The sequence below is a fragment of the Devosia sp. J2-20 genome, assembly GCF_055808475.1.
Map to the genome: position 1 here is coordinate 783738 of NZ_CM147870.1, position 14804 is coordinate 798541.

Here is a 14804-nt window from a genome sequence, read left to right on the forward strand (position 1 = left end):
GAAGAGCGGGTTTCAGTCTTGGTCATTCTGCTGCTCCCCCAGGCGAACGCGCGGATCAAGGGCGACCAGCAGGATATCGGAAATGATATTGCCGATGATCAGGGTGACGGCCAGCACCAGCATGAAGGTGGCTGTGACGAACACGTCGCCCACGCCCATGGATCCGACAATGGCGGGGCCCACAGTGGCCAGACCGAAGACGATGGCCACTTCGATTTCGCCGGTGAGCATGTAGGGCAGTACCACGCCCTGATAGGCGACCAGCGGGTGTAGGGCATTGGGTACGGCGTGCTTCATGATCACTGCGGATTCAGGCAGACCCTTGGCGCGGGCGGTCTCGACATACTGGCTGTTGAGCACGTCGAGCAGATTGGCCCGCATGACGCGCATATTGTAGGCCAGCCCGCCAAAGGTGGCGATGAAGATCACCGGCCAGATGTGCTGCAGCAGATTGACGAACTTGTCCCAGCTCCAGGGCGCGCCGCCATATTTGGCCGAGAAGAACATGCCGACTTCCGAAACATTGAGCCGGAAGACGAGGAAATACAGAATGATGATGGCCAGCAGGAAGCGGGGGATGGTCATGCCCAGAAAGGAGATGATGCCCAGCCCGGTATCGACCCAGCTGTACTGGCGGGTGGCGGCGATGATGCCCAGGCCGATGCCGAGCACCGAGGCCAGGATATGGCAGGTCAGCGCCAGCATGATGGTGGCGGGCAGCCGCTCGGCGACAACGTTGCCCACAGGCTTGTTGTAGTACAGCGAGTGACCGAAATCGAAGCGGGTGACGATGCCGGTGATCCAGCGGAAATACTGCACGACGAGCGGATCGTTGAGCCCATTGGCCTCGCGATAGATCTCGGCCTGGGCCTCAGCCAGATCAGGCTGCACGCCGCCCTGATTGATCAGCATGGAGCGGATATAGTCCGCATAGTCGCCCGGAGGCGCCTGGATGATGGCGAAGGTCACCACGCTGAGCAGGATCAGCAGGGGGATCGCGCCCAGAATTCGCATGGAAAGAAATCGGATCATGGCCGCAAGCCTTTATCGAGGGAGGCAGGGGGACGGGTCCCCCTGCCGGAGTCCAATGCACGAAGAATGGACTACATCGCGCCGTCCGAACCGGGCGCGCCCGGCAGGGTCTCAGGATGCAGCTCGTGATCGCCCTGCTTGTCCTCAGGCACATACACACGCTCGCGGATGATGTTGTCTTCGGCCCAGTTGAACATGAAGATCGGGGCACCTGCCGGGATATTGGCAAAGCGCTTGTTGATGATCAGGGCGCCTGGGTATTGGGTCAGACCCACCGTGTAGACATTCTCGGTGTACAGCTTCTGGTAGGTCTTCATCAGCTCGGCGCGTTCGGCGGCGTCGGAGGTGTTGATGAAGGCATTGACCGTATCGACCAGCTCGGCCTCGAAGGGCAGCAGATCAACCGAGCCATCGGTTCCGGCGCGGTGGAAGTAGCTGGTGCGCGGACCGGTTGGGGCGAGTGCTGCGGTACCCTGCACCACCGAGACCAGTTCACTGCCCTGACGGCGCACGTGCCAGTCGAACTGACCGGATTCCTGCATGTCGTCACGGGCGGTGCCCTGCTGGAAGTTGGCAATCACACGCAGACCAAGCGGCTCCATCATGGCGATGACGCCTTCAGCGAGGCTGGTGTCAGTGCCATAATCGGTGTTGGCCAGCAGCGTGATTTCCACGTCATCCCCACCTTCGGGGAAGTTGCGGATGCCATTGCCGTCCGTATCGGTCAGGCCCAGGCCGTCGAGCAGTTCGCCGGCAGCTTCGAGATTGTACGGATAGTAGGTGGTGGACGCCTTGTCGTAATAGGCGGTACCGGCATAGAGGCCGCCGGGATAGATGGCGGTGAACGGACCACGCACCAGGGAGTCGCCCAGACGCTGACGATCAACGGCGATCGAGATTGCCTTGCGGAAATCGAGATTGCGGTTGAGTTCGCGCACGGACTGAGCGCGGTCATCGGGTTCGCCCCAGCCATTGGCTGAAAGGTTCATCTCCAGTGTGTAGCCGATGGTGCGGGCACCAAACTGCAGGCGGGCTGGTGCGGTGTCTTCAGCAGAGCGCTTGAGGGCTTCCACGAAGCTTTCAGCCTGTTCGAGGTTGGAGAAATCGCCCGAACCGGCCACGGCCTGAACGTCACGATCGGCCCATGTCGACAGGCGATAGTGCATTTCGTTGAGGTAAGGCAGCTGATTGCCGGCCTCGTCGACCTTCCAGTAATAGGGGTTGCGGCGCATCACCACGATATCGTCGGGGCGGTACTCAACCGGCACCCAGGCACCCATCACCGGAATGTTCATATATTCGGGCGGGAAGGCGTTCTTGTACTGCTCATAGGTGTTGTCGGAATAGTTCGGATGCTCTGGCCGCAGGATATGGGCCGGGCCGGGGCAGAACGTGCCATAGGCCATGGCGTACAGGTACTGCTCCGGGCGGGATTCCTGGAATGTCCACTTGATGGTGTAGTCATCTACCGCTTCGAGCGTGGTGCCGGGACCAAAGGTTTCCGGCGTGGCGCCATTGAGCGGGGAGACGTTGGAATCGAGCACATTGTCGTTCCAGTAGAACATCACGTCGTCAGAGGTGAAGGGCTCGCCATCCGACCATTTTGCGCCTTCGATCAGGTGCATGGTCAGCTCATGGCCGTCTTCGGACCATTCCCAGCTCTTGGCCAGATTGGGCAGTGGCGACAGTTCGTCCGCCTTGACCTCAAACAGTGGACCAGTGCGGGTCAGACACTCTGACATGCCGATATCAATGCCGCCCCAGCCCTGGGACTGACCACCGATATAGTTCCAGCCTTCAGGCCGCCCGCCAATGACATGGCGCATGGTGTCGCCGTAAACGCCCGTGCCGTCGGGCATGTTGGCGGTCTTGTAGACCATGGGTTCCTTGGGCAGGCGCTCGGCGACGGGCGGCAGGGTGCCGGCATCGACATATTTCGAGGTGACCCAGGCAGGCTCGTGATATTCGGGCAGCGCCTTGTATTCGAGAATGTCAGAAATGCTGACGAAGACCGGTTCGCTCTGTGCTGCGAATGCCGGGGGATCGGGCAGTTCGCCCGTCAGGTCCTGGGCCTGTACCGCCATCAGCGAGACGCCCAGCATCAGTCCAGCCCCACCAAGGGCCATTGCATGTTTTCTCATAAGACCTCCTACGGCAGGGGGCTGGCATTGATTGCCGGCGCCGGACGCTCCCTTCCGACTTCTTCCTCTGCTCGGCCAAAAGCGTACGCCTTGCCAGATGTGAAGCAATCCGGAATGATAGAGACTTATTCCGGTTTCCTAAGAAGTGCGCTGATAAGTATGACTGTTGATATTGCCGTACGTACGCCAAATCCGCGTGAGCGCGCGCCGCGACCGACCCCGCGTCCGGATCGCAGCTTCTACGCCTCGGGCAAGGCGTTCGGGCGGTTTGGCATCCGTTCATTTCCCCGCAGATCATGCCCTATGCCCATACCCACGGGCATATCGAGTTCAACTGGCTGACCCAGGGCTGCATGGATTATGTGTTCGATGGCGGGGCAGTTTCGGTGCAGGCGGGTCGGCTGGTGGCCTTCTGGGCCGGCATTCCCCATCAGACCATCGGCCTGAGCCCGGACAGTGCTGAAGGTCGTCAGCTCAATATCTACCTGCCCATGGATGCTTTTCTGGAGATGCCGCAGCTGGGCCGGCTGACGGAAACCCTGATGGGCGGTGGGGTCATTCAGCTCAATCCCGATTGCATTGGCCTGGAAACGCTGGACCGCTGGCATCAGGACTATCGTAGCGGCAATGCCTTGCGGACCGAGATCGTGCGGACCGAGATCGGTACCATGTTCCGTCGGGCCGCCATCACCGGCTGGGACACGCTGCTGCCGGCATGGGTGGAGGGGGCTGGGTCGCGCACCCGCACCGGGTCACCCGTGCGCTATGTGGTGCGCATGGTGCGCCATATCGTGGAGAACATCACCGATCCGCTCAGCGCTGACAGCATTGCCAAGGTGGTGGGGCTGCACCCCAATTACGCCATCAACCTGTTCACCAAGGTGATGCATATCTCGGTGCAGAAATTCGTCATCCGCATGCGCCTGATCCGCGCCCGCAGCCTGCTGTTCGACGGCAGCCTGTCGATCGCCAATGTCGCCTTCCAGTCGGGCTTTGTCAGCCAGACCCAGTTCTACGAACACTTCCGCAAGGCCTATGGCATGACCCCCAGCCAGATGCGCAAGGATACCATTGAGGGCTAGTGCGGCGTCAGGACGTAGCGGTGGGTGGCGTATTCTTCGGTGAGCTTTTCAAAACCCAGATGCACATAGAAGGCAAAGGCTGCCTCGGGCGCATTGGTGTTGAGATAGTCGAAATTGCGGGCCGCATCGTGCTGGATTGCGGCAATCAGGCGCTGCCCGATGCCCTGCTTGCGATGATCCTCGGCAACATAGAGATAGCGGACGCGGCCGGCGCGCAGATGGGGATCGTAGGGATCCACATTGCGCCCGCAGGTTCCCACCAGCGTGTCGCCGTCCCAGGCCCCCAGCATGATCTCGCCGGGGCGCGCAAAGACATTGGCGCCGGAGCGCCAATTCTCCTGGAAGTGGACCAGCATGAGATGCCCGCCCGCTTTGCTTTCAGCCAGAAGCCGACTGAAACCAGCCGCGTCAGGCGCGACTGGCGCGAGCGTGAACACCGTTAGGTATTGAACTTGAACAGCATGACGTCGCCATCCTTGACGACGTATTCCTTGCCTTCATCGCGGGCCTTGCCCGCTTCCTTGGCTGGGACTTCACCCCCCAGGGTGACGAAGTCGTCAAAGGCGATGGTCTGGGCACGGATAAAGCCGCGTTCAAAATCGGAGTGGATGACGCCGGCAGCGGCCGGAGCCTTGTCGCCCTTGTGGATGGTCCAGGCGCGCGATTCCTTGGGGCCGACCGTGAAATAGGTCTGCAGGCCGAGCAGGTCGTAGGCTTCGCGGATCAGGCGGTTGAGGCCAGCCTCATCCAGACCCAGCGATTCGAGATATTCAGCGCCCTCCTCGTCGGGCAGCTGGGCGAGCTGGGATTCGATCTCGGCGGAGATCACCACCACACCGGCGTCGTGCGCCTTGGCGTAGTCCTCGACCAGCTTGCTCATCGCATTGCCGCTGGCGGCCGAGCCTTCGTCGACATTGCAGACGTAAAGCGCGGGCTTTGATGTCAGCAGCTGAAGTTCCTGGAAGGCCTTTTCTTCCTCGGCATCGCGCTTGACGAAGCGGGCGGACTTGCCGTCGCGCAGCAGGGCCAGCGAGCGGTCGACCAGCTCAAGGGTGATCTTGGCATCCTTGTCGCCCTGCTTGGCCTTCTTTTCGAGGCCATTGCGGCGCTTTTCGAGGCTTTCCAGATCCGCCAGCATCAGCTCGGTCTCGACCACTTCGGCGTCCGCGAGCGGGTCGACCTTGTTGGAGACGTGGATGACATTGCCGTCTTCAAAGCAGCGCAGCACATAGGCGATGGCGTCGCATTCGCGGATATTGGCAAGGAACTGGTTGCCCAGGCCTTCGCCCTGGCTGGCACCCTTCACCAGACCGGCGATGTCGACAAAGCTCATGCGGGCGGGCAGGACGTTGATCGACTTGCCGATCTCGGCGAGCTTGTAGAGCCGCGGATCGGGCACCGAGACTTCGCCCACATTGGGTTCAATGGTGCAGAACGGGAAATTGGCAGCCTGGGCGGCAGCGGTGCGCGTGAGCGCATTAAAGAGGGTCGACTTGCCGACGTTCGGCAGACCGACGATGCCCATCTTGAAACCCATGGGGAAAGCTCCGGAATTTGTTAGCCTTCACTTCGTTCGGATGGGCAAAGATGTCAATGCATAGCGGCGTGCCACTATTGGGCGCTGATGGGCCAAGACCGCTTGTCGGATCGGACAATGCGCCCTATTAACGCTAACATTCTAGTTCTTCCCACCACACTATCGTCGGAGGTGCCGCATGGCCCTTTTCCTCAATCTGGTCATTCTGGCCGCCCTGATCGCCGCTTTTGCGTGGTGGTATTACCGCGGTCGTCATATGGGCGCGTTCAAGCCCGCCTTCGGTTCTGCGCCTGAAATTCCCAAGGCCAAGCCGCAGGGCGCCATGCCCATGCTGAAAATGCCGACCGCCAAGGGCTGGGCCCCGGGTGAAAAGCCAATCGCTGCGCCTGGTCTGAAGGTCACGCCCTTTGCGACCAATCTCAAGCATCCGCGCTGGGCCTATGTGCTGCCCAATGGCGACGTGCTGGTGGCCGAGTCGTCCTCGCTGCCTTCCACGGTAAGCAATATTCGCGACTATGCGATGAACCGCGTGATGAGCCGCGCCGGTGCCACGCGCCCCAGCGCCAACCAGATCACCCTGCTGCGCGACGCCGATGGCGATGGCGTACCGGAAATCCGCGAGGTCTTCCTCAAGGATCTCAGCCAGCCCTTCGGCATGGCACTGGTGGGCGATCAGCTCTACATCGGCAATACCGACAGCGTGATGGCCTTCCCCTATGAGACGGGCCAGACCAGGATCACCGCGCCCGGTCGCAAGCTGATGGAAATGAAGCCCGGTGGCCACTGGACGCGCAATCTGCTCGCCAATGCCGATGGCACCAAGCTCTATGTGGCTGTCGGCTCGCAGAGCAATATTGCCGAGAATGGTCTGGAGGCCGAAGAAGGCCGCGCCTGCATTTTCGAACTTGATCTGGTCACCGAGAAGCACCGTGAATTTGCCGGCGGCCTGCGCAATCCGGTTGGCATGGCCTGGGAGCCGACCAATGGCTTGCTGTGGACCGTGGTCAATGAACGCGACGGACTGGGCGATGAAACCCCGCCTGATTACCTGACCTCGGTCAAGGATGGCGGCTTTTATGGCTGGCCCTTCAGCTATTGGGGCCAGACTGTTGATGATCGCGTGCCCCAGAACCCGGCCAAGGTGGCCAGCGCCAGTGCGCCCGATTATGCGCTGGGCGGTCACACGGCCTCGCTGGGCCTGTGCTGGTTGCCCGAGAACACGCTGCCGGGCCTGCCTGCGGGCATGGTGATTGGTCAGCATGGCTCGTGGAACCGCTCCAAGCTGAGCGGCTACAAGTTCATTCTGGTGCCATTTGCCGATGGCCACCCCCAGGGTGCGCCGATTGATCTGTTGACCGGGTTCCTGGCCGATGACGAGAAGTTCTCGCGCGGTCGCCCTGTCGGCGTGGCGCTGGCCAAGGATGGCGCGCTGCTGGCGGTTGACGATGTCGGCGATGCTGTCTGGCGTGTGACTGCCGGCTGATCGAGCTGCCTGACATGTTGAATTCGCGGCGCGTCAGTTTCGACTGGCGCGCCGTTTGTTTTTTCAATCGCCCGTGAACAGCTTTTTGAGCATGTCGGCCATCGGGCCTGATTTGGGCACTGCCGCCTGCGGGGCGGCCTGACGCGCCTGTCGCACATGGCTCTGGGCCTTGGGTGCGGATTTCGGCTCGGCCTTGGGCGCAGCATTCGCCTCGGCTTTGGGGGGCGGCTCCTGATTGGCCTGGATCGCTAGGGCCAGCTTGTTCATGAAGCCGGCATCATCGCCCTTGATGAGCAGGTCGACATGCTTGCCGATGGCGTCGAGCAGCGGATCGAGCCAGTTCTGGTCCGCCTTGGCGAAATCGCCCAGCACGTGGTGGGTGACGTATTCCTTGCCCGGATGACCAATGCCAAGCCGGACGCGCTTGTAGTTGACCCCGATCTGGGGGTCGATGGAGCGCAGGCCGTTATGGCCGCCATTGCCGCCACCAATCTTGACCCGCACCTTGCCCGGCGCCAGATCGAGCTCGTCATAGAGCACGATGACGTCGGCGGGATCGATCTTGTAGAATTTGGCAACCTGCTGAACGCTGTCGCCCGAGCGGTTCATGAAGGTCTGCGGCTTGAGCAGAATAACCTTCTCGCCGCCGATATTGCCCTCGGCAAGGCTGCCGGAGTGCTTGGAGCGGAACTGGGTAATGGAATGGGCGCGTGCTATCGCGTCGAGCGCCATGAAGCCGATATTGTGGCGGTTACCCTGATACTGGTTGCCCGGATTGCCCAGGCCGACAAGCAGTTTCATCACTCACTCCAGAAAACGAAAGAGGCGACCCGAAGGCCGCCTCGAACTTGTAGCAGAAAGTCAGCGGGACGATTACTCGGCCTCAGCTTCGCCTGCAGCATCTTCGGATTCTTCAGCGCCGTCATCGCCAGCGGACTTCAGAGCCGATGGAGCAACGATGGTGGCGATGGTGAAATCGCGATCGGTGATGGTCGGCGTCACGTTCTTGGGCAGGGTAACTGCCGAGATGTGAACCGAGTCGCCGATATCGAAACCGGTCATGTCGACGGTGATCTCTTCAGGGATCGCGTCGGCAGGAGCCGAGACTTCAACGGTGTGGCGCACAACATTGAGTGTGCCGCCGCGCTTGAGGCCTGGGCTGGCTTCTTCGTTGATGAAGTTCACGTGCACCTGAACGGTCAGGCGAGTGCCCTTGCCAACGCGCAGGAAGTCGACGTGGATCGGGAAGTCCTTGACGGGATCAAGCTGGTAATCGCGCGGGATCACGGTGTGCTTGGTGCCGTCCACATCCAGCTCGAGGACGTGGGAGAGGAAACCGCCAGCGTAGATGAACTTGTGCGCATCTTTGTAAGCGAGGGAGACGGTAACAGGAGCCTTCTTGTCACCGTAGATAACTGCAGGAACGAGTCCCTGACGACGCAGTTCGCGAGCGGCCCCCTTGCCAACTCCGTCACGCGCCTGTGCCTTGAGCACTTTAGCTTCAGCCATGGAAATATCCATTCTGGTTGGTGTATGCGTCACTACAACAGCATACGCGCCCGTCCTCCAGGGGTGACGAGCGCTTCATGGCGGCGGCTATAGCCCAAAGTGGGACCCTGAGCAAGCAGGAACGCTGGTTTGCCGCGTGTTTGAGTCAGATAGGAGTGCTTGGCGAGCGCTTTAGTCGAACAGGCTCGAAACGCTCTGTTCGCTGGCTGTGCGGGCAATGGCTTCGCCGATCAGCGGGGCAATGGCGAGGCGGCGGATATTGCCGGCCTGACGCTGGGCTTCGGTCTCTTCAATGGAATCGGTGACCACCAGTTCCTTGAGCTTGGAGGCACCGATGCGCTCGGAAGCACCATCGGAGAGAACGCCGTGGGTGATATAGGCCGAGACTTCCTTGGCGCCTGCCTTGAGCAGCGCCTCGGCCGCATTGACCAGCGTGCCGCCACTGTCGACGATGTCATCGATCAGAATGCAGGCCTGGCCCGACACGTCACCAATGATGTTCATCACCTCGGAGACGCCAGCACGCGGGCGGCGCTTGTCGACGATGGCCAGATTGGCGCCGATACGACCGGCAACATTGCGAGCGCGCACCACACCGCCAACGTCAGGCGAAACGATCATGACGTTCTTGACGTCGTAATTGTCCTGAATGTCGCGCACCATGACGGGTGCAGCGGTCAGATTGTCCGTGGGGATATCGAAAAAGCCCTGGATCTGGCTGGCATGCAGATCAAGCGTCAGCACGCGGTTGGCACCAGCCTGGGTAATCAGATTGGACACCAGCTTGGCCGAGATGGGGGTGCGCGGCGCCGATTTGCGGTCTTGGCGAGCATAGCCAAAATAGGGGATCACTGCGGTGATGCGGCGCGCTGATGAGCGGCGCAGCGCATCGGTCAGGATCAGCAATTCCATCAGGTTGTCATTGGCGGGAAAGCTGGTCGACTGCAGGATGAAAGCGTCTTCGCCGCGCACATTCTCATGCACCTCGACATAGACTTCCTTGTCCGCAAAGCGCTTGACCGTACAGTCTGTCAGCGGGAGCTCAAGATAGCTGGCAATAGCCTGGGCGAGGGCCCGGTTCGAGTTGCCGGTCACCAGCTTCATGGGCGCGATCCTGTCTCAACCGACCTCCGGGATCGAGGCCTTCCAGTTTCGCGGGCAGCTTTAGCGAGTCCATCCCGGACTCGCAACGCCGCAATTGGTCGATAGGTAAAGATTTACGTCAGACCGATGACGGCGATCTGTCGTCCGGTCTTGATCCCGTGATGTGTGGCGTGGCGATGGGAGAAATATCGGGCCGGGTCACCATAGGTGCAGCTGCCCACCCTATCGATAGTTTGAACGCCCGCAGCACTTAGGCAATCGGCGACAAATCCGGGCAGGTCGAAATGCTCCACGCCCCCTTCGGGCACGAAGATGCGGTTGCCGGCGCTGGGGTAAAGGGCCAGCAGATCGGCAGCAAATTGTGGGCCGACCTCGTAATTGGGTCCCGAAATGGTCGGGCCGATGGCGGCGACAATGCGCTCGGGTTGTGCACCAAGCGCTACCATGGCGGCGATTGTGGCCTCGGCAATTCCATTGGCCGCGCCCTTCCACCCGGCATGGGTGGCGCCAATGATCCTGGCCTGTGCATCGGCAAACAGGATCGGGGTGCAGTCGGCCGTCAATATGCCCAGCAACAGGCCGGGCCGGTCGGTGACCATGGCGTCAGCTTCCACGATCTCCTCGGCCGCCAGCGGGGCGGCTACAACATGCACATCGGCGGTATGGGTCTGCTTGAGAATGACCAGATTGGCCGGCTCATAGCCCATGGAGGTCGCAACGCCGGCGCGATTGGCGGTGACGTTGGCTTCGTCATCCCCCGTCGTGAACGAGACGTTGTTGCTGGCATAAGCGCCTGTTGAAACGCCCCCGGCACGGCCAAAAAAGCCGTGCCGGATTGTTCCCAGCGCAGGGCTGGTTTCAAACGGGATCGGCATTATTCGAATCCGGGTGGCTGCAGACCGGGGCTGGCAGCGCAGAAGGCCTTGAACAGGGTGCCCATCTGGTCGGGGCCGATCAGCCGGTCCCGGGCCGCAGCCAGATCGTCGGCAGAACTCGGATTGGCCGCGATCAGGGCGCTGGTGCGCTCCTTGATGCCCATGCGGCTGAGGAACTGGCCCTGGCTTGCCAGCGGCTGGATGGCGAGGCCGGCCTTGGCCGCCACGGTGCCGAGCGCCTCGAAATCGACATGGGCCGACAGGTCCACTTCGCCGGGCGCGTCCAGTACGTCGGCAAACTGGTGGCGACGCACGCCCTGCAGGGTTTCGCCAGTCTGGGTGCGCGCATAGCCATAGTCGATGGCCAGGATCGCGCCGCCCTGGGTGGAAATGGTGCTTGCGAGCCGGTTCATCACCTCATCGCTGGCCAGGCCCACTTCGAGCACGGCATTGATTTCGGCGTCTGCCAAAATTTCGGGCATGGCCGAAGCCGGGATGGGGGTGGGGTTCAGCCCAAAGACGCGGCGACCATTATTGGTGCCGATCATGCGCTCGTGCCAGCCATCGGTGTCGCGCACGAACTGGCGGATAGGCAGAGCGTCAAAGAACTCATTGGCGATCACCAGCAGCGGGCCGGGGCCCACCTTGTCGAAGCCATCGATCCATTTGGCGCCATAGGGTTCCAGCCGGGCATTCTGTTCCGCGATCAGGGCAGGATTGGTTTCGAACAGGCGCAGGTCCAGCCCATCGCGAAAGCCTTCGGCGCGACAGGCGACGCGCAGGATGTCGGCCATCAGCGTGCCGCGGCCGGGCCCGAGTTCGAGCAGGGTGAACTCTTTGGGACTGCCCATTTGCTGCCAGAGATTGACGAAGAAGAAGCCGATCAGTTCGCCGAACATCTGGCTGATTTCGGGGGCGGTGACAAAGTCACCTGCCGCACCCAGCGGATCGTCGGTCTTGTAATAGCCCTTGGTGGGGTGCGTCAGGCACAGGCCCATATAGGTGGCTACCGACATCGGTCCGGTGGTGCGGATCTGCATGTCGATGATTTCGGACAGCGATGGGGATTGTTGTTCAGTCATGATCAGGCTCGCAATGCGTTTTGCTTGCGCGTCGTTGCAAAGGCCACAAGACCGATGCCGCCGAGCACCAGTGGCAGGCTGAGCACCATGCCCATGGTCAGCCAGCCACCAAAGAGATAGCCGATCTGCGCATCGGGCAGGCGGACAAATTCGACCGCGATGCGCGACAGGCCGTAGCCGATGCCAAAGACACCAGCGACCAGGCCGGGGCGGCGCAGGCTGTAGAACACATGGGTGAAGACGCGGATGACCAGGAACAGAACAAGGCCTTCGAGCGCAGCTTCATAAAGCTGGCTGGGATGGCGCGGCACCTGTTCGGGGTCGGTTGGAAAGATGACGCCCCAGGGCAGGGCGGTGGGCGCACCATAGAGTTCGGCATTGATGAAGTTGGCGATGCGTACCAGGAAGATGCCAATGGTGCTGACCGAGGCGATCAGATCGAGCGCGCTGAGCCAGTTGCCGTGCTTGGAGCGGGTGAACAGGATGGCCGCCAGCATCAGCCCCAGCATGCCGCCATGATAGGACATGCCGCCATCAAGCGTGTTGAGCATCTGGGTCGGGTTTTCCAGATAGAAGGGCAGATTGTAGAACAGCACATAGCCCACGCGCCCGCCGACCACGATCGAGAGCATGGTCCAGAAGGCAAAGTCCCAGATATCGGCTGCCTTGAAGGGCGGCTCGCCCTTGTGCCAGAGCCGGGTATTGGCCAGCATCAGATAGCCATAGCAGGCACCCAGACCGGTGCCAAACAGATAGCCCAGGGCATACCAGCGGACCGCGAAAGGACCGATGGCAAAGGCGATAGGATCAATATTGGGAAAGGGCACGCGCGGCTCCTGCGGCAATCGGCCGGACCATTGCCGCTTCGGCCTCTCTGGTCAAGTGAGCAGCCATCACCTAAGTATCAAGTCAAACAGGCCAACCGAATGGGTGTGCAATGAACCAGAGCAACAAGATCTTTGATGGCCTCGGGCGCGTGATGAACGAAGCCGCCGGTGTCGCTGATGGTGTGCGCCGCGAAGCTGAAACCGTGGTCAAGTCGCAGGTGCAGCGGCTGGTAGCCGATATGGATCTGGTAAAGCGCGAGGATTTCGATGCCCTGCGCGAGCTGGTCCAGATCCAGGGCGAAGAGATCGATGCCCTGCGCCAGCAGATCGCCAGCCTCAAGGGCGGCGCCAAAGCCAAATAGGGTTCGCAGCTTCGCTGCCGGAATGATGTCTACAGAGGCGCGCGGTCACCCTTGTGTGATTGCGCGCTTTTTCGTTTCACGCCCCGCAATCGGGGCGTGTCGGGCGCTGCCGCCGCGCTGGTGCGCATGCCTGCTTCATTATGGGGCAGAAAGAGCGGTTGATCCGGCCTCGATGTTAACAGTCTGTTAACGCTAAGGCACCGATCATCATCCACAAGAGAATGTCGTTTGCTGACTGCGTCGCGTGCCCTGAATCAGTTGTCACGTGTACGTTGAATTCATCAGGACGATTCGTAAGCCCTTGTGCGTGCAAACAGTTCCCTGAGTATCCCATATTTGCCGGCCCACTGGGCAGCATGCCTTCTTACTACGCGTTGCCAGGACGGAAGACGTCAATGTCACTCATCCAAGTCGAGCTCGATCGCAATGTTCACCCGGTGGACATCATTGAGCATATCGCCTCGATCAACGACTGGACCTTTGAGCGTCAGGATGCCGACGAGATCTCCATTTCTGTGCGAGGCGGGTGGAGCGATTACCATGTCTCGTTCAACTGGATGGAGGATCTGGAAAGCCTGCACATCGCCAGCGCGTTCGATCTCAAGGTGCCCGAAGGGCGTCGCGCTGAGGTCAAGCAGTTGATTTCGCTGATCAATGAGCAGTTGTGGATTGGCCATTTCGATATCTGGAACAAGGAAGGCGTGGTGCTGTTCCGCAATTCGCATCTGCTGACAGGGGGCGCCGATGTGTCGCCTCAGCAATGCGAAGCGCTGCTGCGCTCGGCGACCGATAGCTGCGATCTATACTATCAGGCATTCCAGTTCGTGGTCTGGGCGGGCAAGACAGCCGCCGATGCCCTGAGCCATGTGATGTTTGAAACGGTCGGTGAAGCATGAACGCCGCACTGAGCAAAATTGGCCCTGTCATGCTGGTTGGTGCCGGCAAGATGGGCGTTGCCTTGGCGCGTGGGTGGCTTGATGCCGGGCTGCCGCCCAACAATCTGATTATCGTGCACCCGCGGCCCGGCGAGGCGCTGCTGGATCTGGCTGAGGATTACGGGCTGACGCTGAATAGCGAAGCGAGCGGTCTGACCCCAAATGTCTTGGTGGTCGGGGTCAAGCCGCAGGTGATGGATGAGGTGCTTGAATCTCTGGCGCCGGTGATTGCGCCGCACACGCTGGTGGTGTCGATCGCGGCCGGGATCGATCTGGCGCGTCTGGCCAGCAAGGCCGGCACACAGCGGGTCATGCGTACCATGCCCAATACACCGGTACAGGTGCGCAAGGGCATTACCGGGGTGGTTCCCGGGTCTGACGTGACGGCCGAGGATCGCGTGTCGATGGACGCGCTGCTGTCGGCGTCGGGGATGGTTGTCTGGCTTGAGGACGAAGCCCAGCTTGATGGTCTGACTGCGGTGTCGGGTTCCGGTCCCGCCTATATTTTCCATATGGTTGAAGCGCTGGCGGCCGCCGGCAAGCGGCAGGGGCTTCCTGATGAGATCGCCGAGCAACTAGCACGAGGCACCGTCATCGGCGCTGCCGCACTGATGGATGCCGGCACGCTTTCACCGACCGTGCTGCGCGAGAATGTCACCTCGCCCAAGGGCGCCACAGCGGCAGGGCTGGCTGTGCTGATGGGCGAGCCTGGTCTGACTGATCTGATGGACCGTACGGTGAGCGCTACCCGCAAGCGCACCGAAGAGTTGGGCCGCATCTAGACCGCATTGAACCAGTCATGAAAAAAGGGCGCGTCGCCTCCAAGCAGACGCGC

Annotated in this window: 14 protein-coding genes and 1 pseudogene; 5 read left to right on the top strand and 10 right to left on the bottom strand. The window is 61.1% G+C overall.

Going from position 1 to position 14804, the window contains the following annotated elements:
* Positions 1-12: 12 nt before the first annotated feature.
* Together AC0L37_RS03810 and AC0L37_RS03815 are read right to left on the bottom strand one after the other, a co-directional pair.
* Entirely contained in the window at positions 13-1032 is a 1020-nt protein-coding gene (locus AC0L37_RS03810; RefSeq protein ID WP_282221966.1) for an ABC transporter permease, read from the bottom strand.
* Between the two features lie 71 nt (positions 1033-1103).
* Positions 1104-3173, bottom strand: coding sequence for an ABC transporter substrate-binding protein (locus AC0L37_RS03815; protein ID WP_212657119.1), 2070 nt, complete (start codon positions 3171-3173; stop codon positions 1104-1106).
* Positions 3174-3469: 296 nt separating this feature from the next.
* Between AC0L37_RS03815 and AC0L37_RS03820 the strand changes: the two genes are divergently transcribed.
* Positions 3470-4255 (top strand): helix-turn-helix domain-containing protein, encoded by a 786-nt coding sequence (locus AC0L37_RS03820; protein ID WP_282221965.1) that lies wholly within the window; start codon positions 3470-3472, stop codon positions 4253-4255.
* Here the strand turns inward: AC0L37_RS03820 and AC0L37_RS03825 are convergent.
* Positions 4252-4611: a GNAT family N-acetyltransferase gene (locus tag AC0L37_RS03825; RefSeq protein WP_212657121.1), complete on the bottom strand. Its 360-nt coding sequence runs from the start codon at positions 4609-4611 to the stop codon at positions 4252-4254. The genes AC0L37_RS03820 and AC0L37_RS03825 overlap by 4 nt on opposite strands.
* Positions 4612-4694: 83 nt before the next feature.
* Positions 4695-5792: a redox-regulated ATPase YchF gene (gene ychF, locus AC0L37_RS03830; protein ID WP_212657122.1), complete on the bottom strand. Its 1098-nt coding sequence runs from the start codon at positions 5790-5792 to the stop codon at positions 4695-4697.
* Positions 5793-5970: 178 nt separating this feature from the next.
* Between ychF and AC0L37_RS03835 the strand changes: the two genes are divergently transcribed.
* Positions 5971-7275, top strand: coding sequence for a PQQ-dependent sugar dehydrogenase (locus AC0L37_RS03835; protein ID WP_282221964.1), 1305 nt, complete (start codon positions 5971-5973; stop codon positions 7273-7275).
* Positions 7276-7338: 63 nt separating this feature from the next.
* Here AC0L37_RS03835 and pth read toward each other — a convergent pair whose 3' ends face one another.
* The 6 genes and pseudogenes from pth to lgt form a co-directional block, all read right to left on the bottom strand.
* A complete protein-coding gene (pth, locus tag AC0L37_RS03840; RefSeq protein WP_282221963.1) occupies positions 7339-8076 on the bottom strand; it encodes an aminoacyl-tRNA hydrolase in 738 nt (245 codons plus the stop codon).
* Positions 8077-8148: 72 nt separating this feature from the next.
* Positions 8149-8784, bottom strand: coding sequence for a 50S ribosomal protein L25/general stress protein Ctc (locus AC0L37_RS03845; RefSeq protein ID WP_212657125.1), 636 nt, complete (start codon positions 8782-8784; stop codon positions 8149-8151).
* A 171-nt stretch (positions 8785-8955) separates the two neighbouring features.
* Positions 8956-9888 carry a ribose-phosphate pyrophosphokinase gene (locus tag AC0L37_RS03850; protein WP_269370984.1) on the bottom strand — a complete coding sequence of 311 codons (933 nt, stop codon included), beginning with the start codon at positions 9886-9888 and terminating at the stop codon, positions 8956-8958.
* 113 nt (positions 9889-10001) lie between these two features.
* Positions 10002-10763 carry a peptidoglycan editing factor PgeF gene (gene pgeF, locus AC0L37_RS03855; RefSeq protein WP_282221962.1) on the bottom strand — a complete coding sequence of 254 codons (762 nt, stop codon included), beginning with the start codon at positions 10761-10763 and terminating at the stop codon, positions 10002-10004.
* Entirely contained in the window at positions 10763-11845 is a 1083-nt protein-coding gene (locus AC0L37_RS03860; protein WP_282221961.1) for a class I SAM-dependent methyltransferase, read from the bottom strand. The genes pgeF and AC0L37_RS03860 overlap by 1 nt, the downstream gene beginning before the upstream one ends.
* Positions 11838-12690, bottom strand: a pseudogene (gene lgt, locus AC0L37_RS03865) (prolipoprotein diacylglyceryl transferase). The gene AC0L37_RS03860 and the pseudogene lgt overlap by 8 nt, the downstream one beginning before the upstream one ends.
* Positions 12691-12782: 92 nt before the next feature.
* Between lgt and AC0L37_RS03870 the strand changes: the two are divergent.
* From AC0L37_RS03870 to proC, 3 genes are all read left to right on the top strand, one after another.
* Positions 12783-13034: an accessory factor UbiK family protein gene (locus AC0L37_RS03870; protein WP_212657129.1), complete on the top strand. Its 252-nt coding sequence runs from the start codon at positions 12783-12785 to the stop codon at positions 13032-13034.
* A 395-nt stretch (positions 13035-13429) separates the two neighbouring features.
* Positions 13430-13930, top strand: a complete 501-nt coding sequence (locus AC0L37_RS03875; protein WP_212657130.1) for a type III secretion system chaperone family protein — start codon at positions 13430-13432, stop codon at positions 13928-13930.
* Positions 13927-14751: a pyrroline-5-carboxylate reductase gene (proC, locus tag AC0L37_RS03880; RefSeq protein WP_282221959.1), complete on the top strand. Its 825-nt coding sequence runs from the start codon at positions 13927-13929 to the stop codon at positions 14749-14751. Before AC0L37_RS03875 ends, proC begins: the two co-directional genes overlap by 4 nt.
* The last annotated feature ends 53 nt before the right edge of the window (positions 14752-14804 follow it).

Excerpts from the sequence above, each read along its gene's own strand:
- AC0L37_RS03810 (WP_282221966.1), bottom strand. The coding sequence starts at position 1,032 with ATGATCCGATTTCTTTCCATGCGAATTCTGGGCGCGATCCCCCTGCTG.
- AC0L37_RS03815 (WP_212657119.1), bottom strand. The coding sequence starts at position 3,173 with ATGAGAAAACATGCAATGGCCCTTGGTGGGGCTGGACTGATGCTGGGC.
- AC0L37_RS03820 (WP_282221965.1), top strand. The coding sequence starts at position 3,470 with ATGCCCTATGCCCATACCCACGGGCATATCGAGTTCAACTGGCTGACC.
- AC0L37_RS03825 (WP_212657121.1), bottom strand. The coding sequence starts at position 4,611 with ATGCTGGTCCACTTCCAGGAGAATTGGCGCTCCGGCGCCAATGTCTTT.
- ychF (WP_212657122.1), bottom strand. The coding sequence starts at position 5,792 with ATGGGTTTCAAGATGGGCATCGTCGGTCTGCCGAACGTCGGCAAGTCG.
- AC0L37_RS03835 (WP_282221964.1), top strand. The coding sequence starts at position 5,971 with ATGGCCCTTTTCCTCAATCTGGTCATTCTGGCCGCCCTGATCGCCGCT.
- pth (WP_282221963.1), bottom strand. The coding sequence starts at position 8,076 with ATGAAACTGCTTGTCGGCCTGGGCAATCCGGGCAACCAGTATCAGGGT.
- AC0L37_RS03845 (WP_212657125.1), bottom strand. The coding sequence starts at position 8,784 with ATGGCTGAAGCTAAAGTGCTCAAGGCACAGGCGCGTGACGGAGTTGGC.
- AC0L37_RS03850 (WP_269370984.1), bottom strand. The coding sequence starts at position 9,888 with ATGAAGCTGGTGACCGGCAACTCGAACCGGGCCCTCGCCCAGGCTATT.
- pgeF (WP_282221962.1), bottom strand. The coding sequence starts at position 10,763 with ATGCCGATCCCGTTTGAAACCAGCCCTGCGCTGGGAACAATCCGGCAC.
- AC0L37_RS03860 (WP_282221961.1), bottom strand. The coding sequence starts at position 11,845 with ATGACTGAACAACAATCCCCATCGCTGTCCGAAATCATCGACATGCAG.
- AC0L37_RS03870 (WP_212657129.1), top strand. The coding sequence starts at position 12,783 with ATGAACCAGAGCAACAAGATCTTTGATGGCCTCGGGCGCGTGATGAAC.
- AC0L37_RS03875 (WP_212657130.1), top strand. The coding sequence starts at position 13,430 with ATGTCACTCATCCAAGTCGAGCTCGATCGCAATGTTCACCCGGTGGAC.
- proC (WP_282221959.1), top strand. The coding sequence starts at position 13,927 with ATGAACGCCGCACTGAGCAAAATTGGCCCTGTCATGCTGGTTGGTGCC.